The organism is Bacillus cereus group sp. BfR-BA-01350, assembly GCF_022663775.1.
Taxonomy (GTDB): Bacteria; Bacillota; Bacilli; order Bacillales; family Bacillaceae_G; genus Bacillus_A; species Bacillus_A paranthracis.
Genome location: NZ_JAKUGD010000003.1, coordinates 383,771 through 403,327 on the forward strand (window position 1 = coordinate 383,771; position 19,557 = coordinate 403,327).

The window sequence follows — 19,557 nt, forward strand, 5'->3', positions numbered from 1 at the left end:
TTTAGTTAACTAAACTATATTATACCTTTATGTTCGTGTAAAGGGAAATATAGCTCCGTACTTTATTCACAATGAAAAAAGAAGACACCTATTAAGATGTCTCCTTTTCATGTTGAAAAATATTAACCGTTAATCAGCTGTTGCTTAAATTCATCTAAAACTTTTTTTCTCTCTTCATAATCTTCCATATCAGCTTCTTCCCAAAGCTCAAGGTCAGCCCCACGTTCAATTAATGCAATTGCCTTGTTACGAACTTCTTCTTGAAGACACCCTTTCTCCAATTGTATTGCCGCAAGACCAATGTATACTAAAGACATTACTTCTAAATCTTCCTCTATATCAAACTCATCTACATACTCTTCTAAAATGAGCTTAGTTGCTTCTTCTACACTGTTACCTTCTTCTATATATTCAATAAACTGCTCTTTCACATCACAAGTCGTGTCATCATCAAATAACCCAGTTCCCCAAGCGCCCATATGTTACAGCTCCTTCTTTATACTTTTTCCATTTTAATTTTAAATATAGTAAAAATTTATTACAAGACTAGTTATATACATCATTATATTTTACAATTACTGTAGGTAACAAATACCTTTCACTACGTGTATCATTCCGAATAATCAAACATAACCATTAATCAAATTCCATATAGACCCATTAATGGTTAAAATGTTATAATAGAACTACCCTACATAGTTACTCATATTTAACTTGAGGAACTAGCGTCTTATTAAGCAATGCGCATAAATTAAATAAAAAAGACACTTTTTACAGTGTCTTTTTTATTTATATTCTCATAGAAAATATCTCTTTTATACACAAAATCTAGCAAATGAAAAAGGAGACTATCATATGGAGCATCCTCTAGCAAGAGAACTACGTAACATACGTATATGTCTTATTATCTTGATCATTGTCATTGCGTTTTGGGATCGTGAGAAACCTGTAGAAATCACTGACCATAGTAGCGATCCTATGTTAAACACTAGTAATATGACCCAAGTTGGCGATCATACATTTGCCTATAAAGACGAATCTAATCAAATTAAAATATTTAAGTTTGATCCGGATACAAATGAAATAAAGCTAATAAAAGAATTTTACGCTAGCGAATATTAATTACATAAAGGCACCTCAAGGTGTCTTTTTTTATTTTCAAAAGGACCTGCTCATATTTATACGTTAAAACATAAAGTAAATGGAATCCGTTAAAAAACACGAGTGACCCTTTGTTTTCCCCTCTTATTAAAGGAGGAACTATTATGGGATTTGGTGGTAGTTGCGGCGGAGGCTGCGGTTTTGCTGGAGGATTTGCATTATTGGTTGTATTGTTTATTTTATTAATCATCGTTGGAGCTGCTTGCTTCTGCTAAACAAACTATCGGAAAAGACACTCTTATATGGGTGTCTTTTCTTTATGAAGTAAAATGATGAAAAGACGGATTTACCAAGCTAAGCGACTTGTTGGTACTCCCCCTAAAAAAAGGATATGTCTTTATGACCTGACTTCTTATTTTACTCGGCTACTTCATCTATTTTTTCATTTTAAAAATTCTACATATAAAAAAAGAAAGTGAGAAAAAACACTTTCTTTTTTAAAATCTACATATCTAACTTTTGTAAAGCACCAGTTTTCTTATTTACTCCATAGAAAACTGTTTCATTCTTAGACCAATCTGTTACTTTATATCCGTATTGATCTTCAGTTTCAAATTCTTCTACATATACCGCAGTTCCAGGATGACCTTGAGCTTTTAAGAATGAATTTACAATAGACAATCCAGCTTGGAAATTAGGTACTTTTAGAGTAGTAGCTTCATTATTCACATTTTCTTTATTACTTTTCTCTTCCACATTAGAAACTTCTTTTTTCACTGGCTCTGGTTTTTGTTGTTGTTGTTGTTCTTGTTTTTGCTGTTGTTCTTGTTTTTGTTTTTCAGCAATTTGCTTCTGTTGCTCTTCTCTTTTCTTTTGTTCTTCTCGTTTTTTCTGTTCAGCTAACTTCTTTTTCTCTTCTTGGTCTTTTGCAAAAGATTTTGCTTCTTCTTTAGCCTTTGTAACTAATTCTGACCACTTTTTTTCTTGATCTTTAATTAATGGATGATTAATAGTGAACTTCATAAGACCATCTTTCGTTACTTCATCAACATTACTTAATTCTTTATTTTTAAGAATCTCTTCAACCAACTTCATATTCTTTTCGTTTTCTTGCAATTGGGATTGCAGTTCTTCTGTCTCTTTTTCAACACTTAATAAAGATTTTGTAATTTGTTTTTCAAATTGATGTTTAGGTAGCTTTTTTACTTTATCAATTTGCTCTAGTGTAACCTTCGGTGTTTCTGTTTTTTTCATATCATTTAAACGATTCATCTCTTTAGACAAAGTTTTTAAATCATCTGTTTTCTTATCTTGTTTTAACTCACTAGCTTCTGCATATAAATCATTAGCCCTCTTATAACCTTCTTTTTCCATCGAGGAATCTGCTCTCTCAATAATAGTATTGACTTTCCCACTTCCTAAGAAGTAATTAGCTCCGAATCCTAGTGCTAAAACTAAGATGACCAATAATGGGATCCATAAAGCTTTTTTCATAAGTTTGTAACGCTCCTTCATTATTTTTTTATTAATATATACCATATATTAAAAGTACACTTCATTATAAACCACTATAGTGGAAAAATGAACCAAAAAAACTTTTGTAATATAACTTATTGCAAGTTACTTGGCAGTTACAGTTAAGGGTAGCGTCACATCGCCATCAACTTAAACAATTGATTGTTCACCAAAACGAAAGAAATGTGCTGATTTTATAAATAATTGTAAAAAGAGGGGCGTTTTAGAGGTGTTTCAAAATCTTGGCTTGATGGGCATGTGGTGCTACCCTCTGTTTTGCTAAAGCTACATACGCTTACAACATTTGTTCAAGAACAAGATGGTACTGAGAATTACCATCTTGAAAGTTGCTTATGAAATAATTAATCAACTTATAAATTATCATGTAAAAAAGAATTAACTCTAGAACAGAAAATAAAATTACTTCTTTTTTCATTATCGGCTACTAACACATATTGATAGAAAGATAAATATGTAAAGTTTTCCCTAAATACTGAGTAGATTCTTATAAATTATATTACAGAAGTTTTTCGTTCATTTTTTTGCTGTAGTGGTTTATAATAATTTGTATTTCAATATATAAATAGAATGATTTTAAAATGATAAAATGTAATGACTGTGGAAATTCCATATCTGCAAACGCCGAGATTTGTGTACACTGTGGATCAACAAGACCTCATAGTGATTTCGATTTTATATTCGATTTAGTATCTGCCGGGGTATTTTTAGTAGGAAGAGCGCTACAATTGAGTCCATTAATAATTCTTGGCGCTTTTTTAGAATATATAGTTTTTAAAGAGATAAAATATAGCTGGATATTTTGGACAAGTAGTGCCATTCTCTTTTTCATTTATTTTAAATATAGAAAAATATCCATATTTTTATTCCCTATTATTCTTGGCATCATGATATGCTTTATGAGTATACTTTATGGATTTTTGATAGGTTTTGTCCTGCTCTTAGTTAACTACTATTACTATAAAAAAACACAGTAACCAGATATATAGTTGATACTCTAAAATAAAAAACACTCATTAAGAGTGTTTTTTATTTTAGAGGGACATGCACATCCCAATTAAACTGAGATAAGTTTATATACCCAAACAGGGATTTTATGATTATAAAAGATGTTAATATTTATCTGAAATCTTTATAAACTAAAAAGTATGAGAATCCGATCCTTTAGCCATAATTACGACTAAAGGATTTTTTTATATGAAAATTAAAACATAGTAAAAAAACGGGATACTTACTCAAATTGTTTTCCGCTTTACAAACTATATCCAAAAAGTTGGATAGCTCCTTTTACTACTCATATTATTAATAAATAAAGCAATAACTACAATAACAAGAGAACCAACTAAAACTGGTGTTACTAAATAACTCCAACTGTATGCTCCTAAAATAACGACAATTGGATCAGCCCCTGCCGGAGGATGCGTTGTTCTTGTTAGCATCATAATAGCAATCGACATCCCAACTGCTAAAGCAATTGTCCAATATTCATTCCCAAACAAATGATATATTGATAGACCGATGAAAGTTGAAATTAAATGTCCTCCAATAATATTACGCGGCTGTGATAACGGTGCATTCCAAACTCCAAACGCTAATACACAACTCGCCCCAAATGGAGCCATTAACAATTCTGTAGAAGTTATACTCGTTAAATATGTTAAGGTGAGAATTGTTAAAAACCCTCCTAATAGTCCCGTCAAAGAGTCCTTTATGTTCACTTGTAACGGACTTCTTCCTTTCCCTTTCATTTTTGCAAAATATCGTACACTTATTGGCGGAGCCTCTTTCTGCTTAGCTGCTGTTATATTATCCATCGTTCTCCTCCTTTATTTACCAACAATTATATTTCAAATAAACTAACCGGTCAATATTAATTTTAGGGGTTAGTTTTAAAATACATAAAAAAAGATCAACTGCTATAAGTTGATCCCCTAAACTTCTTCACATTTTCGATCCTGGAATTTTGCTACCTTTTTTCGGTTCCCACATATTTTCATAGAACACCATTTTCGTTTCCCACTTTTATCTATAAATAATAAAACACAGTCGGGATTTGAACACCTTTTAAGGAAAATAAGTTTATTTTCTGCTACTAAGGTTAAAGCATCAAATGCAATTATCGATACGAGTACATCCTCAATTTCTCCAACTGGGATAGGTACTAGACTCTGTTCAATTACTTTATATGTAAATGGTGCCTTCTCAACTTGTTTTTCCAAATACGTAATAAAATCATTAGAAATTTCGTGCTGATCAGCAATTGTCTCAAACTGTTTTCTCAGTACTTCTCTTGCCTCTAATATGCTAGATGTAACTTGATCCATTCGTTCTTGAATTCCTATAAGTGTTTTTTCATTCCAAAAAGGCAGATTAACCTTTATTACATGTAGCCATTCTAATACATCTTCATCTGTTATTAATAAATCATAACGTTGTCCACGCCTAACTAGCTCTGTATTCACTAAATCTAATGAGAGATTTCCAGATATAAGCGGGAATTGTTTTGTTTCCTGCATGTACTCATCACCTACTCTTTAAATAATCATATTCCAAATTCATACAGAAGTACAACTTTTTTATAAAATACAAAGTATGAAGATCCAAGCCTTTAGCCATAATTACGACTAAAGGCTTTTTTGTATATAAATAAAAAGGAGCTGACTGTATGGAACATAATAAAAACGGAATGCTTGCTTTAATCGTTTTATTTGTAGGACTCGCATTTTTTGTCTTCGGTATGGTTTATCATTTATGGGGCACGGTTTAAGAAAAAGGTACTCGTATGAGTACTTTTTTCTTAATATGTCATCTGAAAACATTCTAAACTTACTTACATGCATACAATTATCAATGACGGTTATATAACCGATAAGATTATAGATTATCAATTTAGCAATCTACATTTATATGATTAGGAAAGGAGCTAAAAACCGAAAATGTTAGAAATCATTTTTGTTGCTGTATTACTTTTGTCTAGCATCCAACTTATCTTTATCAAGCGCGGGTTGACGAAAAAGAATGTATTCACCTTAATAATAAATTACACATTCTTATTAGCCACCATCATATTAATTGGCGCAAACTGGCGTATGATCCCTGCCTATTTCTTATTGTTCGTTTTAACATTACAAGTTTTTTTGAAACCAAAAACTACAGCTGTTTCTAAAAAGTTCGTGATGAAAATTTTAAAAGGGTTAGGAATTATCGTAACTGCTATCGCAATGTTTACGCTACCCTTGCTTTTTCCAATCATAACACTCCCAGAGCCTACAGGAAAATATACAGTAGGAACGAAATCTTTTCATTTAATTGATACAAATCGAAAAGAAACCATTGTACCGAGTAGTAGTCATGGAAATCGTGAACTTATGATACAAGTGTACTATCCTGCCGAAAAAGGATCTGGGAAACCTTCTACCTACTTTGAGAACATAGACGCCCTCGCTGAACAATTGGGTGTAACAAAAGGTGCTCCGTATATCGTAACGACACATTTAGGGCTGACAAAAACACATTCTTATCAAGATGCTAAACCACTTCAAATTAAGGGAAAATTCCCCCTTCTTTTATTCGGCCATGGAATGGAATTATACGGACAACAAAATACATTCCAGTTAGAAGAATTAGCTAGCCAAGGTTATGTAGTAATCGCTCTTAATTTCACAGGATACGCAGCAACAACGATTTTCCCTAATGGAAAACGTATAGATTCCGTACCAATTGAATTTACACCTAACGCTTTAAATAACATGGTTCGAAATTGGGAACAGGATACTACTTTTGTTTTAAACGAAGTAATAAAAGGCAATTTTGATAAAAACTTTACAGCCATTGCAAATTTAATTGACGATGACAAAATCGGCATGCTAGGTCACTCTTATGGAGGAGCAACTGCCGCACAAATGTTAGTAAAGGATAATCGTATTAAAGCTGCCATTGATATGGACGGCGGATTGTATGGAGATCCAATGCCTAAAGACGACCCTCAGAAACCATTCATGTTGATGAATGCTGAAGCCACCATTCATTATATGAAAGAAGCGGAGAATCAAAAGACAGGCGGAATCCAAGATGAATTGTTTGAAATATCCTATTTAAGAAATAAAACCATTGAAAAACCTGGCGCGTACACAGTTGTAATTCCAAAAACAAATCATAATAGTTTTACAGATTTAGCCGCATTTTCACGTATTATTAATGAACCCGGTGAAGATGTAGCCGCAAATTATACACTCATTAATAAACTAGTAACTAGCTTCTTTGATCAAAGTTTAAAAGGGATAAACGAAAATCATTTAGAAGAAATTCAGAAGCAATATCCTGAACTTCAGCTCATTAAACACTAATAATCATTTATTTCCCTAGTCATGTAACCCCTCACTATGCTTGAGGGGTTTCTGCTTTCACACAATTATAAAAAAAGGCCCCATAACTAGGGCGCTCAAAAAATAATATAAGTAAATGAATTAAAACAAATAACAGACAACTAAAATATATAACATAAAAATTGCATAATTCATATATATGCAATATTACATATAAAAATTTCATTATTACATGCTATACTAAAAAAGGAGTCGACAATCGTTATTTTCTTCTTAGTTTTAAAGCAATATGGATATACCTTCTTAACACATTTGGATTGTACAAGTAAAAGAAGACATCTTAATTGATGTCTTCTTTTCTTATATTTTTATGAATGTTTTTGCCAAGATGCTCTCCAATTAGGAAAAGATGTTGGGCGTCTAGAATAAGCTGCCGTTCGTTGAAAAGAAAAAATATTACTTTTTTGAAAAAAGTGATATTTTTTCTTTCTCTTTGTTCAATTTAACTTTACTTTTCTAACAATAAGGCTATAGTTTGACTTCCTTCGTTGCCAGTTTCACCGGAAACATCATCGTAAATTTCTTTTACAGTAAACCCTACAGCAGTTACCTCTTTGATGAATAATTCTTTTGTGAAGAATTGATACCAAATGTTGTGAATTTCTATTTTATCATCGGTTACCACTGTTGTTTGTTCTAATGTTACTCTATCAGGATATTTGAGATTTCTCCCGATAGCTAAATAGCAATCCTTTGACCAGAAACCACCATTTTCATTCATACTCCAATATTGTTCTTCCTTGAACTGATCAAATTGATTTTGAGAGAAAACATCCAATAACAACTTTCCACCATCCTTCAGACTGTTCCAAATGTTGAAAAGTAATTTACTACGATTTTCAGGCGCAAGAGCACCATAATCACAATATATCAATAGGGCCAAGTCATACATATTTGAATCATTTAATTCCAAATAATTTTCATAACGATATTCAATATCATAATCTAACTTTTTTGCTTGTTCTTTAGCGTAACGAATTGAGTTTTCAGAGAAGTCTATCCCTGTTACTGTATAACCTTTTCTAGCTAATCGCTCACTATACAGACCTGGACCACAACCTAAGTCTAGTACTTTTTGATAAGATTTTTTGGGAGCTATTCGTTGGATAAAATCAATAGATTTATCAATAAACTGAAAACTCCTACTAGCTCCTTCAGTATCAGAGCTTAAATGAATCTCTAATAATTTTTGAGCAATATAAGGATCTTGCCAAAAAACATTATCAGTTTGTTCGAATCTTGAAGGTACCTGCAATTGATTTAATAAATTATTCATAAAAACTTCCTCCTAAAAATTTTAAACACAAAAAAACCGCAGAGCTTTACTCTGCGGTTAAAAAAGAGAATAAGTCCGTAGAGTAAAAAAATCAAATGGGCATACCGAATAAACACATAAAAATGCGTATTTCAGTTTGCTTCAAATTGATTTATTTACTCTTTTCCAGTCATAACAAAGTTCACGAAAATCAAACTTCTGCTATGCCGAACTTCTTCACCTATCCTTTTAGTGTTTGTATAAATATAACAGACCATAAACTACGAGGTCAACTGCTAGTTTAACCCATTATTCAAGGATATGTCCCGATTGTTGAGTAGAATGACTTGCATTTTCAAACAACTTTTTACATGTAGAGTTTTTTATGAATAGACACCTATAAAAAAGAAAGAGATATAACAGATCACTAAAATATATAAAATAACACATCATATAATTCATATATATGCAACAAAACATAAAAATATTTATTATTACATGCCATACTAAAAAAGGAGTCGACAATCGTTATTTTCTTCTTATTTTTAAAGCAATATGGATATATACCTTCTTATCGCATTTGGATTGTACAAGCAAAAGAAGACATCTTACTAGATGTCTTCTTTTCTTATATTTTTATGAATTCCTTTGAGCAGATGCTCTCCAAGCACGAAAAGATGTTGGGTGTCCAGAATGAGCTCTTTGCTTTGCAGCAGCAACAGCTGGTTTTTCTTCAATAGTCTTTGGTTTTTCTTCCACAATCACTGATTTTTCTTCAAGAGTATTCACAGCTGTTTGCATTTTTTCCAGCTGTTCTTTTAAAGCTTGCTGTTCAATCTTTAAATCTGTAAGTAAACGTAAAATCATTTCAGAATTAGCCATAAAGATCCTCCTTCCCCCAATACACAGAATAAAATACAATATGTCATCAGCTGAATAGCGGTGACAAAAATAAGGTCGTCAACTCTCTTAAAATCTAAGCACCTTTATTTTTCAAAAGGACCTGCTCAAGATTATCCGTAAAAACATAAAGTGAATTAAATCCATTAATTAATGGTCTTTATGGAAGGAGGAGTTAATATGGGCTATGGCGGTAGTTGTGGTGGAGGCTGCGGTTTCGGCGGCGGTTTCGCTTTACTTGTTGTACTGTTTATTTTATTAATCATCGTTGGCGCTAGCTGTTGGGGCGGCGGATTCGGCTGCTAAGGGGAGGCACTCTTGAGAGTGTCTTTTTTTTATGTTTTTGGATGTACAGCCCCTCCCTATCCGTCGTTTTCCAGCGCTAAAAAAACAATGTTCTTGTTATCTTCTCCCTCGAAATTCGTACATTTTGAAATTGACATAACACTTCATGCACCATATACTGTTAACAACAGTATACTGTCATTAACAGTATATATCCTAATTTATTCTAGGAGGAAGACCCATGAAACATACAGGAAGACATACAGGTGCATTTCTTTTGTTATTTTTAGCTGAGGGTGATAACTATGGCGGACAATTACTGCAAAAGTGCGAGGAAGAACTTCCCGTCAATCCAATCGATAGTGCCATTTTATATCGTACGCTAAAAAAATTAGAAAACGAAGGTGCAATTGAATCTTATGTAAGTACAGATCATCAAGACAAACCGAGAAAGATGTACAAAATTACGCCTGCTGGAAAAGAACAACTGGCAGATTTTCAAATGGATATTGCAGAAAAAATGAAGAACTTATCCTTTTTCCTGGGTAAATATAAAGACTTACAGGAATCCGATCATGATTAACGGCGTGATTCTTTACACGTTAGCCATTATTCTTACGGGGATTTCTTTTATGAAGGACCGCAGGAAAACGAAAGATGCTTTAATGAAGTCATGGAAAATGTTTCGCACCCTTCTCCCTGCGATGCTCTCCATCATGCTTTTCGTTGGCTTATCGCTTTCTATATTAACGCCGCCCTTTATTTCTTCTATCATTGGAGAACAGTCCGGATTGTTAGGTATTATGTATTCAGCAATACTCGGCTCCGTTGCACTTATTCCAAGCTTTGTCGTGTTCCCTCTTGGTCATACGTTAGTCCAACACGGTGCAGGCCTACCTCAAGTTGCGGCACTTATGTCTACACTCATGTCAGTAGGAATTACAACATTGCCAATGGAACAAAAGATATTCGGGCGAAGCTTTGCTTATGCACGTAATGCAGCCGCATTACTCATGTCACTTCTATTTTCCTATATCATTTGGATGGTGATGGTATGAAAGAACTAAAAAGATATCGCTTCTTTTTCGTCTTACTACTCGGACTTTTTGTATTAACTTTTATAAATCAATCTTTAGGGTGGCGTGCATTACAACTAACAGGGAATAGCATTTTAGATATGCTGTTTCTCCTCCCCCCTGTCTTACTATTTGTAGGGCTACTTGATCAGTGGGTGAAAAAAGAAACACTCATGAAATATATGGGTGAAAAATCAGGTATATACGGAATCTTGTTTTCTCTATTATTAGGAGGCATTGCAGCTGGTCCCCTCTATGTCGCCTTTCCAATCGCAGCACTACTCTTAAAAAAAGGTGCAAGCATTCGGTACATCGTATTTTTCTTAGGCGTTTGGACAACTGCGAAATTGCCCATTCTCGTGTATGAATTCTCTTCATTTGGAGCTACTTTTACACTCATTCATATTTGCTTCGGGCTAGTATTTTTCTATGTAATGGGGATTATCTTTGAGAGGTTTTATGATCAGGGCAAGTTGCTTCGGTATGATGTCACGGAGGAAATGTAGGATTCTTAAAAAATCTTACATTTCTTAATTTTCTCTATTGTATTTTCGAATATTTGAATGTAAAATATTTCAATGACTTTCCACTTTGTTTCTTCTGGGTAATGAACTCTTGTCTTCAAACGAAAAACACCTCCATTGAATTTGCATACTTAGTATGCGAATTCAGGAGGTATTTTTTTCATGTGCCACTATTCGGGTTCACTTCAAATATGAAATGTTTTTTTGTAACACTTATTCGCATTAATTACTTATTATAAAACTAATAAAAGAAAATATAATTGCACTTCAATTTCTTAATAATTACTTTTAAGATTGCTATTATCCTCTCCACGTACTTTTCGTACAGCAGTAAACATCTGTTTGTTTTTTCTTGTATGAAAATGGGTTTCATTACCGTTTTGTGCAGCAATGTAGAAAACAGGGGCTTTTTTCTCACTTGTATTATTAATACTCATATTTGTATTCCCAATTTTTGACGAAGTAGTTATATAATTTCCAGTACCAAGGCCTTTATAACCATAATCAGAATAATTACTGTGAGGAATATTTATTATATCACCTTTTTTAGGAACGAAAATTAGCGCCTCTTTAGTTAACGTAAGAAATCCCCACCCAAAATCAGAATGATGATATACTTCTACTGTCAATATACTGTTTTGATTATACTTATTACGTACAATCTCTTTACAGCTGTTTTTCCCTTTCTTATCCTGGATCACAAAATAGATAGGAATCCCAAACAAAGCAAGCAGATAAGAAAATGCTATGGCTTCGCTATTAATCATAGCTCCTATCAAAAATAACCCTACAGCTGACCCAACTGTAATAAAAAATCGTTTCGCAAAACGTGAAGTAAATGGATCCACTAACAAACACTCTCCTTTTTTTACTAATTATATGCTAATTTTATTTTATAAATTATTAAAACTCAATAAACAAATAAATGAAAGATTTATATTTTTTGTTTGTTCAAGGCCTATATATCGATGTTAAAAAAAACATCTTGATAAAAAATGGTTTTAACTATATAGGATTTGTCAGGAAAATAGGCTTAGCGTTGTAAATCCGTATTTTCAGGACGCTCCCCCATATTGAATAAAGTTTATAAAGAAAAGAAACCCAAAGGTGCCTTCCTTCGACTTGAACCACTCTAATTTTAATTACTATTTAACAGGGCTTATTTGAAAAAAGTGTCTAATAATTTTGACGTTCAGCATCTCGCAGTCCTTTTTCATATCCATCTTGTTCCCCTTCATATCTCCCATCATCATATCCTTGGTCATATGCTGTATATTTTTCCAGTGGTGGCGGTGGAAGAAAGACGTGTGCCTTTGGTTGGTGGCAATAAGTTGTTGCAATCGAACTGCATATCGCATAACACGCCGTGAAGATAAAACCGCCCACTAGTGTGTGTAATAAAGCATCCATGAAGAATGGCTGCTTTGCCCAAATGCTGTAAAATATATAAGTGGCAACGCCGCTTACGAAAAACGATATGATACCGGCTGGGATGGTAAAGCGGTGACGATACCCACATATAAAATGGAACAAATAAAGTATAAATATAGCAAGGCCGCTATAAGATGTTTCGTACGGGAGAATCTTCATACCTGTCAGCACATAACTCAAAATATAAGATAAATAAAAGCTACAAATCAAACTGACACTGGCATTAAATAGATACATAGGCAAGGTGTATACCTTTCTCGTGAAACAGGAAAAGAGTAAAAATCCTCCCGCAAGTAAAACCGAAAAACGGAAAAATTCCAAATCAATAGGAAAAATCATTTTTAAAATGGAAGCATAACTGTATCCAAGTATGAGGCATAATATAGGATGAACAATATATTGATGCCACCTAGCAGACCCAAGATGGCAAAAAGCATAGAATATAACGACGCATATTGGAATCACTACACTGAAATTTGTTTTGTCATACGACGTATAGCCAAGAGCAGGTATAACGTAATCTGCTAAAGAAAAGAGTACACCAGTAAATAGAATACCAATCAATACTTTTAACCGATTGCTGTATTGCAAACTAGTAAAAATGGATGTATACATCCAGCAGTCAATGGTGTGAAATTTTTCCTCGTCCGAACGGATTCTTGGATCTTTCGGTTGTGTAGGTTGTAATCTCATGATCGTCCCCTTTCCTTTCTCTTTTTATCTCGTCGACTTCCTTACTAATTTTGGACAGAAATTAGCCGATTCCCTTTATGTTAAGGAATCAGTTTTTATTTTTGAAGATATATCAGGACCTAATTTGTTTTTTAGTTAGCGATCATTGTGATTGGTCCAAATTTCTATACTGATTTCATCATCGTTGCCTGATACATAGGCATCAAAACTAACACCATTACTCATTTTAATACCATCGCTATGTCTTTGCCTTGCGAGTACGAGGTTTTCCATCTCTTTTGTCCATTTGATATTAGTAGCTTCTGTCATTGCTTGGATGGTATTCATATCTGTTACATTTCCCTTATAAGAGATACGTACAACTTCACGAGCATCGTTTAAATATACTTCTACTTCGGTATATCCTTTTGATTGATATTCTGTTTTTGACTTTGTGGAATACACCGTATAGCCAACTAAGTGGTCTTGTTTCTCATATTCGAAGGGAAAGGTTTCTTTGCCCTCTTTTTTCATTTTTTCTTTGATTTTGTTATAGTTTTTGATATATTGATCCATCGAAACTTTTTTGAATGTAGATTTTGTTTTTTGTTTATCTTTTGAGTTGTCTGTCCACTCTTCTGATGCTCCATTTCTAGTTGCTGCTTGTTTTACTTCTTCTTTTTTTGTTCAGAGTCACAAGCTACTAACCCCATAAATAAAACAGAACAAGAGAGTGTTAGTAGTAGCTTATTGTTCATAATAAATATCCCCCAGTATATTAGTTTTTTATCAACTTGAAGATTTTCAATATATACGAATAATATATTGAAAATCTTCAAGTTTAAGGAAAATAATGTATAATTACAGCATTTATTATACTATAGGGGGCAAGGTATGTATATATTAAAAAATCGACAAACATACTTATTTTTTATAAAGAAAAGACACCCTAAGTTTCCTTCCTCTGAAATGACAACTACAATTCTGTATTCCAATAAAAGGATAAAATTCTGATGATTCCCAATCGTACAATTCGTTAAACTTACATTTCTTTATAGGATAATTATACCAAAAAATATTTAGATAACCATTCTTGTATCAAAATTCTATTAAACTTAAAATATGGTTTTACAATAAAAAAAGTAATTAAGGGGAGACATTATGAAGAAAAAAATCTTAGCATTAACTGCACCATTACTTTTAGCAACTACTTTAGCAACTGAAGCATCAGCATCTACGGATTCTTTTAATGTAAATACTACACCTCCTGTTTTGTTTGAAAATGATTTAACTCAAAACAACGTTACGTATGGACCATATCCTCCGGAGAAAAATAGCTCTGTTCATAACCTTAGTATTATTGGTTATGCTTACCAAGTAGAAAAACTAGGATATCGTTTATTTACTGATAAATGGATTAAAGGTAAGAGCACAGTAAAGGTTAGTATTAAAAATTGGAGAGTAATGGCTGATTATGGTGATGCAAAAGGAATGACGGTTCATATTTATAATTCATCGGGTAATGTCGTTAAAAGTCAATATTTATCAAATCCACATTCTTCAAAAATACTACGTGGTGTTTTTCCTTTTTCATTTTCTTTAATAAAAATACGCTTAAATTCATCTGTATAGGTGATGCCTTCTTTCTCGCTTACAGATTTCACGTATGGATTCTTCGATAATTTTTGCATTTCTTTTTTGCGAATAATTTTTTGGTCATTTTGAATATTCTCTGATTCCCATTTTCTTTTTATTATACAAGAAATACCCTATCGAATAGACTTTTTTCTAAGTGTCTATTCGATAGGGTACAGTATATCGTAAAAGATGTCTTTTTATATAAACCTTAATTTTCGTTCTGTAAAACTCCCTTTACTTCTACTCCCTTTTTCTCTTCTTTTAAGAATAGGGATACAATAAACGCAACAACAATAAAGATTAACCCAAGTGCAAATGCACCTTGGAATCCTGATGTTAAACCATTTAACTTCTCTACTGGATCCATTGGATTTGCAGAGCTTTCCATATAGCTAGCTGTTCCTGAAGACATTTTTGAAATAAAGATAGCCGTACCAATGGCGCCAGCTACTTGCTGCAGAGTATTAAACAACGCTGTTCCGTGCGGATATAGATCTGGTGTTAATTGATTTAAACCGTATGTTTGTGCCGTCATGACAAACATGAGTCCAACCATTAATACGCTATGCATAACAATAATTTGTACCATTGATGTATCAGGCGTAATGCCTTTAAATAAGAACATTGCAATTCCTACTAACACAATACCGGGAACGATAATAACTTTCGGGCTAAATTTATCAAATAGTTTACCTGCGATTGGCCCCATTATAGCGCTAATCATACTTCCCGGAAGCATGATAATTCCTGATTTAAAAGCTGTAACGAGTAAAACTGTTTGCAGGAACATCGGTAATAAAGTCATCGTTGAAAATAACGACATCATCACAATGACAATTAATCCGACTGATAATGTAAACATCGGAACTTTAAATGCTCGTAATTCTAAAATTGGATTATCAATTTTTAATTGTCGCACGATAAAAATACATAATGAGATAAGCCCAACAATTAAAGTACCATACACTTTCGTATCAGACCACCCTAAATCACCTGATGCACTAAAGCTATACACAAGCCCGCCAAATCCTAATGTCGATAAAAGGATAGATGGATAATCTACTTTTGGCCTTGTTATCTCTGAAACATTTTGAATGTACTTCATCCCAATCATAATTGAGATAATTACAATAGGAATTACAATATAGAATAACCAGCGCCAATTGAGTGAATCCACAATTACTCCAGATAATGTAGGACCAATTGCCGGAGCAGACATCATCACAAGTGCGATCAACCCCATTGTGGCACCACGTTTTTCAGGCGGACAAATAATTAAAATCGTATTCATTAATAACGGTGAAATTAACCCGGTCGCTACAGCTTGGACGATACGGCCGACTAATAAAACGGAAAATGTCGGTGCGAATCCCGCAATTAATGTACCGACTAAAAATGTTACCATAGCGATCAAAAACATCTGTCTCGTTGTAAGCCACTGCTGAAGTAACGCTGTAATTGGGACTAAAACCCCAACTACTAACATGTAAGCTGTAGAAAGCCATTGAATCGTTGAAGCTGTTACGTCAAATTCTTTCATTAATACTGTTAATGCATTACCAAGTAACGTTTCGTTTAATAATGCAACCATTGCCCCTAAAAGTAATGCGATTAAAATGGGGGTATGTTTCATATTAGAAGTATCAACTTTGCCACTTGCAAGGCTCTTAGTTGTCATATTCATTTGCAGATTCTCCTCCTATTTCTTAATCAAAAAGCTTTATATAAACCAGAACACATGTAATATAATATACATATGTAGATTAAAAAGGGAGAATCAATTTTCAGCCACTGTATACTTAATCTACAAAAAAGGAGAATTGTAGATGAACGATAATGAAAAACAAATTGATTTACGTATTAGACGTACACATAAATTATTATGGGATTCCTTATTCGAATTAATGACGCAATCAAAACAAAAATATAGTACCATCACGATTAACCAAATTTGTGAACGCGCGATGGTACACCGAACAACCTTTTATAAACACTTTGAAGATAAAGATGCTTTATTAACATTTGGATTTAAACGATACAGCAAGATGATTGCTGAAATACCGGTTTCAGATCGATTAAGTAAACCATTTCAAGTAATGGAACAATTCCTACATCATGAAGAAATCGGTAAAATATTAGAAGCACAAATGTCTGATGAACAATTTATTAGCCGTGCACAATATTTAAGTCACGAAACGAGAAAACAAGAAATAGAAGCGTTAAATCAACTTTGTAAAAATCATACGATGCCAAATGATTTAATCATTGAATTTTATTCAGGGGCAATCACCTCATTAAGCGCATGGTGGTTTAAAAATGAAAGAAAAGTTTCTGCGGCTGAAATGGATAGGTATCTCCAACAACTTATTAACCGAGATATTTTTCAGTTTGAAAAGGAATAAGACTACACCTTTTCAATCATGCAATCAAATTGACCACCAAATAGGAATATGATATATTTTCGGTAGAGTACTATATAAGTATGACATCCACTAAAATGGCATATAATAAAAGAAGAGATGCGCTAACATCTCTTCCCTAACTGCTACCTCTTAGGGTGGTAGTTATTATAAGCTATTTCTTTTTGCGGAACCCACCCTTTTGCTTCCTACGGCGCGGAGTGGGTTTTTTGTTGTCCTTATCTAGAAGTTGCTTCCGCAAAAAATACGCTGAAACTTCGCGCACAGTTGCTTTGACAAACTCTTGTACAAGATCAAACAAAAAGTCCATATTATCACCCCCTTTCCTTCCAAATGGAAAGAAGGGATAACCACCCACCCTCACAATATGCAGTTGACTTTATTTTATCAAATGATTGTAAAGATATTATGTAAATAAAACAAATGAAATTTTATATGGAAAAATATGAGTTTATATTATTTTCATTCTCTTCACTTAGATTACTTACTGAATATAGTCATACAGATTTTTCGCTAACAACAAACAAGTTACGGTAATGAAAAGGGCGCGAACATACCCGCTTCCTTTTTTTATAGCAAATCTGGAGCCGGCGATTCCTCCAGCAATTTGAGCAATTCCCATTATGAATCCATACACATAGTTTACTTGCCCCACATACATAAACATCAACAATGCACCAACGTTACTTCCTAAATTAAGAAACTTCGCAGTACCTGCTGCTTTTAAAAAATCATACCCAATAAATAAAAGAGCAAACATTAAAAATGAACCTGTACCAGGACCTAGAAATCCATCATAAAAACCAATAACAAAAATAAAAAAGGTAAAAATAATGACGTGTCGACCAGACAATTTTTTATGAGTGGAAATACTTCCCCAATCCTTTTTGAATATCGTATAAATAGCGACTGCACCAAGCATGATCAGCATTAATGGCTTCAGTACTTCTGGATTCATTAAATGAACGGTCCATGCCCCTATTATGGAACCTATGAAAGTGATTGGAAATAATTTTAAAGCCGATTTCAAATCAAGATTACCAGAACGATAAAACACAATATTACTAGTTGCACTCCCCATTGTTGATGCTAATTTATTCGTGGCTACTGCACTTGCTGGATTCAATCCTGTAAATAATAAAGCTGGTAAGGCGATCAATCCACCACCGCCTACAACTGAATCAATAAATGCAGCCACAAACCCAAAAACAATCAAAATCATTAATACAGATGGGTCTAAATAAAAATCCATACTAGTAGCCTCCCCTTTAGTCACTATTGTAATAGTAACTATCAATTTGCTAAATGTAAAGAGTTATTGTAACGTTGAAATATAAAGTGAAACTTTAATCAGTGGGGGTTTTGTTCATCCCCCACTGATTATCAGCCCCCACCAATCGGGCTTTTACGGGCAGCCCGCCCCCCACCTAACTTCTTTGCTTCCGCTGAATTTTGAGGTGGGGGTCTTACTGCCCGTTAAAGCGGGATAAAAGCAAACATCGGAGGACGAAAAAGTGGACTACATAGTGCAACAGCTTAAAAAAATTGGTTTTAATGAATATGAAGCTAAATCTTATGTATCTCTTGTGAAACAAGGGCCTGTCACAGCCTATCAAGTAAGTAAAGATTCGGGTGTCCCAAGAGCGCGAATTTATGAGATTTTAGGTAACCTTGTAGAAAAAGGAATTGTCATGAAGGAAGAAATAAATGACACCACCCGCTATTCACCTCTACCTGTTGAAATCTTTTTACAGAAGGCTCAATCAGAATGGCAGTCTACTTACGAAGGAATAAGTGATTCATTAAAAAAACTAGAAACTTCCGAAGAAAAAACGGATAATCGAGTCATTACGTTAAAAGACAATCAAACAATCATTAGCTACTGTCAAACATTAATAAAAAAAGCAGAAAAACGTATTGTCATTTCAATGTGGGATGAGATGTATGAAGCGTTAAAAGAGGATCTAGCTGAGATAGCTGATAAAGTCACAGTACAAGGCATTACCTTGCATGTTGAAAATCCTATTAAAAATTTAGAAGCCCATCGTATAACAACTTATACAGAAACCCTCTCTACAGAGCATTGGTTTATTTTATCAATAGATTCTAAAAAAATGATTTATGGCCCATCACTTGAAGAGCGTAATATTGCTTTTTATACAGATGACCCCGTTCATATATACTTATTAGAGGATTATGTATGGCATGATGTTTTAGTAAATCGACTTGTCCGACGTAGCCAAGATGACTTGGAGCAATGGATTACTGCAGAGAGACGATCTTTCTTTATGGGAAAATAAGAAACATATTCAAAAAATAAAGCATAAGTGAATACAA

22 protein-coding genes and 1 pseudogene are annotated in these 19,557 nt (G+C 33.5%); 10 read left to right on the forward strand and 13 right to left on the reverse strand.

The annotated features are described in order from the left end of the window. Positions 1-122: 122 nt before the first annotated feature. Positions 123-479: a DUF4259 domain-containing protein gene (locus MR147_RS09765; protein WP_242303985.1), complete on the reverse strand. Its 357-nt coding sequence runs from the start codon at positions 477-479 to the stop codon at positions 123-125. A gap of 376 nt (positions 480-855) precedes the next feature. Between MR147_RS09765 and MR147_RS09770 the strand changes: the two genes are divergently transcribed. Further along, positions 856-1,122, forward strand: a complete 267-nt coding sequence (locus tag MR147_RS09770; RefSeq protein ID WP_242303986.1) for a YmzC family protein — start codon at positions 856-858, stop codon at positions 1,120-1,122. Between the two features lie 143 nt (positions 1,123-1,265). Next, entirely contained in the window at positions 1,266-1,376 is a 111-nt protein-coding gene (locus MR147_RS09775; RefSeq protein WP_000505679.1) for a YjcZ family sporulation protein, read from the forward strand. A 229-nt stretch (positions 1,377-1,605) separates the two neighbouring features. Here the strand turns inward: MR147_RS09775 and MR147_RS09780 are convergent, their stop codons facing one another. The 3 genes from MR147_RS09780 to MR147_RS09790 form a co-directional block, all read right to left on the reverse strand. Further along, a complete protein-coding gene (locus tag MR147_RS09780; protein ID WP_242303987.1) occupies positions 1,606-2,595 on the reverse strand; it encodes a hypothetical protein in 990 nt (329 codons plus the stop codon). A gap of 1,298 nt (positions 2,596-3,893) precedes the next feature. Then, positions 3,894-4,448 (reverse strand): HPP family protein, encoded by a 555-nt coding sequence (locus MR147_RS09785; RefSeq protein WP_000368835.1) that lies wholly within the window; start codon positions 4,446-4,448, stop codon positions 3,894-3,896. Between the two features lie 117 nt (positions 4,449-4,565). Then, the gene (locus tag MR147_RS09790; RefSeq protein ID WP_001158432.1) at positions 4,566-5,150 is read right to left on the reverse strand and encodes a CGNR zinc finger domain-containing protein; all 585 of its coding nucleotides are present in this window, start codon (positions 5,148-5,150) and stop codon (positions 4,566-4,568) included. A gap of 420 nt (positions 5,151-5,570) precedes the next feature. On the opposite strand from MR147_RS09790, the gene MR147_RS09795 reads away from it, so the two are divergent. Beyond that, the gene (locus MR147_RS09795; protein WP_242303988.1) at positions 5,571-6,980 is read left to right on the forward strand and encodes an alpha/beta hydrolase family protein; all 1,410 of its coding nucleotides are present in this window, start codon (positions 5,571-5,573) and stop codon (positions 6,978-6,980) included. A 487-nt stretch (positions 6,981-7,467) separates the two neighbouring features. Here MR147_RS09795 and MR147_RS09800 read toward each other — a convergent pair whose 3' ends face one another. Together MR147_RS09800 and MR147_RS09805 are read right to left on the reverse strand one after the other, a co-directional pair. After that, the gene (locus MR147_RS09800; protein WP_242303990.1) at positions 7,468-8,295 is read right to left on the reverse strand and encodes a class I SAM-dependent methyltransferase; all 828 of its coding nucleotides are present in this window, start codon (positions 8,293-8,295) and stop codon (positions 7,468-7,470) included. 615 nt (positions 8,296-8,910) lie between these two features. Further along, positions 8,911-9,156 carry a hypothetical protein gene (locus tag MR147_RS09805; RefSeq protein WP_000013681.1) on the reverse strand — a complete coding sequence of 82 codons (246 nt, stop codon included), beginning with the start codon at positions 9,154-9,156 and terminating at the stop codon, positions 8,911-8,913. Between the two features lie 198 nt (positions 9,157-9,354). Here MR147_RS09805 and MR147_RS09810 point away from each other — a divergent pair, with 198 nt between their 5' ends. The 4 genes from MR147_RS09810 to MR147_RS09825 all read left to right on the forward strand — a co-directional run bounded on the left by MR147_RS09810 (position 9,355) and on the right by MR147_RS09825 (position 11,041). After that, complete coding sequence (locus MR147_RS09810) at positions 9,355-9,480, forward strand: YjcZ family sporulation protein (protein WP_000540377.1); 126 nt, start codon at positions 9,355-9,357, stop codon at positions 9,478-9,480. Positions 9,481-9,700: 220 nt separating this feature from the next. Then, positions 9,701-10,042 (forward strand): PadR family transcriptional regulator, encoded by a 342-nt coding sequence (locus tag MR147_RS09815; RefSeq protein ID WP_075396569.1) that lies wholly within the window; start codon positions 9,701-9,703, stop codon positions 10,040-10,042. Beyond that, positions 10,035-10,517 (forward strand): hypothetical protein, encoded by a 483-nt coding sequence (locus tag MR147_RS09820; protein WP_242303991.1) that lies wholly within the window; start codon positions 10,035-10,037, stop codon positions 10,515-10,517. Before MR147_RS09815 ends, MR147_RS09820 begins: the two co-directional genes overlap by 8 nt. Then, entirely contained in the window at positions 10,514-11,041 is a 528-nt protein-coding gene (locus MR147_RS09825) for a permease (RefSeq protein ID WP_242303993.1), read from the forward strand. Before MR147_RS09820 ends, MR147_RS09825 begins: the two co-directional genes overlap by 4 nt. A 293-nt stretch (positions 11,042-11,334) precedes the next feature. On the opposite strand, the gene MR147_RS09830 is transcribed toward MR147_RS09825, so the two are convergent. The 3 genes from MR147_RS09830 to MR147_RS09840 form a co-directional block, all read right to left on the reverse strand. Next, positions 11,335-11,907 carry a hypothetical protein gene (locus MR147_RS09830; protein WP_242303994.1) on the reverse strand — a complete coding sequence of 191 codons (573 nt, stop codon included), beginning with the start codon at positions 11,905-11,907 and terminating at the stop codon, positions 11,335-11,337. 328 nt (positions 11,908-12,235) lie between these two features. Continuing rightward, complete coding sequence (locus MR147_RS09835; protein WP_242303995.1) at positions 12,236-13,183, reverse strand: hypothetical protein; 948 nt, start codon at positions 13,181-13,183, stop codon at positions 12,236-12,238. A gap of 135 nt (positions 13,184-13,318) precedes the next feature. Beyond that, a complete protein-coding gene (locus MR147_RS09840; protein WP_236797573.1) occupies positions 13,319-13,738 on the reverse strand; it encodes a hypothetical protein in 420 nt (139 codons plus the stop codon). Positions 13,739-14,323: 585 nt separating this feature from the next. Between MR147_RS09840 and MR147_RS09845 the strand changes: the two genes are divergently transcribed. Next, positions 14,324-14,794, forward strand: a complete 471-nt coding sequence (locus MR147_RS09845; protein ID WP_242304098.1) for a hypothetical protein — start codon at positions 14,324-14,326, stop codon at positions 14,792-14,794. Here MR147_RS09845 and MR147_RS09850 read toward each other — a convergent pair. Together MR147_RS09850 and MR147_RS09855 are read right to left on the reverse strand one after the other, a co-directional pair. Beyond that, positions 14,707-14,882: pseudogene (locus MR147_RS09850) on the reverse strand (HTH domain-containing protein); the annotation flags it as partial. The gene MR147_RS09845 and the pseudogene MR147_RS09850 sit on opposite strands and share 88 nt — an antisense overlap. A gap of 126 nt (positions 14,883-15,008) precedes the next feature. Continuing rightward, positions 15,009-16,484 (reverse strand): MDR family MFS transporter, encoded by a 1,476-nt coding sequence (locus MR147_RS09855; RefSeq protein WP_242303997.1) that lies wholly within the window; start codon positions 16,482-16,484, stop codon positions 15,009-15,011. Positions 16,485-16,626: 142 nt separating this feature from the next. Here MR147_RS09855 and MR147_RS09860 point away from each other — a divergent pair, with 142 nt between their 5' ends. Then, a complete protein-coding gene (locus MR147_RS09860; RefSeq protein WP_242303999.1) occupies positions 16,627-17,202 on the forward strand; it encodes a TetR/AcrR family transcriptional regulator in 576 nt (191 codons plus the stop codon). A gap of 172 nt (positions 17,203-17,374) precedes the next feature. Here MR147_RS09860 and MR147_RS09865 read toward each other — a convergent pair whose 3' ends face one another. After that, positions 17,375-17,530 carry a hypothetical protein gene (locus tag MR147_RS09865; RefSeq protein ID WP_242304001.1) on the reverse strand — a complete coding sequence of 52 codons (156 nt, stop codon included), beginning with the start codon at positions 17,528-17,530 and terminating at the stop codon, positions 17,375-17,377. Between the two features lie 174 nt (positions 17,531-17,704). Beyond that, positions 17,705-18,472, reverse strand: coding sequence for a TSUP family transporter (locus MR147_RS09870; protein ID WP_242304003.1), 768 nt, complete (start codon positions 18,470-18,472; stop codon positions 17,705-17,707). A 262-nt stretch (positions 18,473-18,734) separates the two neighbouring features. Here MR147_RS09870 and MR147_RS09875 point away from each other — a divergent pair, with 262 nt between their 5' ends. After that, a complete protein-coding gene (locus MR147_RS09875; protein ID WP_242304005.1) occupies positions 18,735-19,520 on the forward strand; it encodes a TrmB family transcriptional regulator in 786 nt (261 codons plus the stop codon). Positions 19,521-19,557: the final 37 nt, after the last annotated feature.

Bases quoted from the DNA above. Each gene is read 5' to 3' on its own strand.
- MR147_RS09765 (WP_242303985.1), bottom strand. From the start codon at position 479: ATGGGCGCTTGGGGAACTGGGTTATTTGATGATGACACGACTTGTGAT.
- MR147_RS09770 (WP_242303986.1), top strand. From the start codon at position 856: ATGGAGCATCCTCTAGCAAGAGAACTACGTAACATACGTATATGTCTT.
- MR147_RS09775 (WP_000505679.1), top strand. From the start codon at position 1,266: ATGGGATTTGGTGGTAGTTGCGGCGGAGGCTGCGGTTTTGCTGGAGGA.
- MR147_RS09780 (WP_242303987.1), bottom strand. From the start codon at position 2,595: ATGAAAAAAGCTTTATGGATCCCATTATTGGTCATCTTAGTTTTAGCA.
- MR147_RS09785 (WP_000368835.1), bottom strand. From the start codon at position 4,448: ATGGATAATATAACAGCAGCTAAGCAGAAAGAGGCTCCGCCAATAAGT.
- MR147_RS09790 (WP_001158432.1), bottom strand. From the start codon at position 5,150: ATGCAGGAAACAAAACAATTCCCGCTTATATCTGGAAATCTCTCATTA.
- MR147_RS09795 (WP_242303988.1), top strand. From the start codon at position 5,571: ATGTTAGAAATCATTTTTGTTGCTGTATTACTTTTGTCTAGCATCCAA.
- MR147_RS09800 (WP_242303990.1), bottom strand. From the start codon at position 8,295: ATGAATAATTTATTAAATCAATTGCAGGTACCTTCAAGATTCGAACAA.
- MR147_RS09805 (WP_000013681.1), bottom strand. From the start codon at position 9,156: ATGGCTAATTCTGAAATGATTTTACGTTTACTTACAGATTTAAAGATT.
- MR147_RS09810 (WP_000540377.1), top strand. From the start codon at position 9,355: ATGGGCTATGGCGGTAGTTGTGGTGGAGGCTGCGGTTTCGGCGGCGGT.
- MR147_RS09815 (WP_075396569.1), top strand. From the start codon at position 9,701: ATGAAACATACAGGAAGACATACAGGTGCATTTCTTTTGTTATTTTTA.
- MR147_RS09820 (WP_242303991.1), top strand. From the start codon at position 10,035: ATGATTAACGGCGTGATTCTTTACACGTTAGCCATTATTCTTACGGGG.
- MR147_RS09825 (WP_242303993.1), top strand. From the start codon at position 10,514: ATGAAAGAACTAAAAAGATATCGCTTCTTTTTCGTCTTACTACTCGGA.
- MR147_RS09835 (WP_242303995.1), bottom strand. From the start codon at position 13,183: ATGAGATTACAACCTACACAACCGAAAGATCCAAGAATCCGTTCGGAC.
- MR147_RS09840 (WP_236797573.1), bottom strand. From the start codon at position 13,738: ATGGATCAATATATCAAAAACTATAACAAAATCAAAGAAAAAATGAAA.
- MR147_RS09845 (WP_242304098.1), top strand. From the start codon at position 14,324: ATGAAGAAAAAAATCTTAGCATTAACTGCACCATTACTTTTAGCAACT.
- MR147_RS09855 (WP_242303997.1), bottom strand. From the start codon at position 16,484: ATGAATATGACAACTAAGAGCCTTGCAAGTGGCAAAGTTGATACTTCT.
- MR147_RS09860 (WP_242303999.1), top strand. From the start codon at position 16,627: ATGAACGATAATGAAAAACAAATTGATTTACGTATTAGACGTACACAT.
- MR147_RS09865 (WP_242304001.1), bottom strand. From the start codon at position 17,530: ATGGACTTTTTGTTTGATCTTGTACAAGAGTTTGTCAAAGCAACTGTG.
- MR147_RS09870 (WP_242304003.1), bottom strand. From the start codon at position 18,472: ATGGATTTTTATTTAGACCCATCTGTATTAATGATTTTGATTGTTTTT.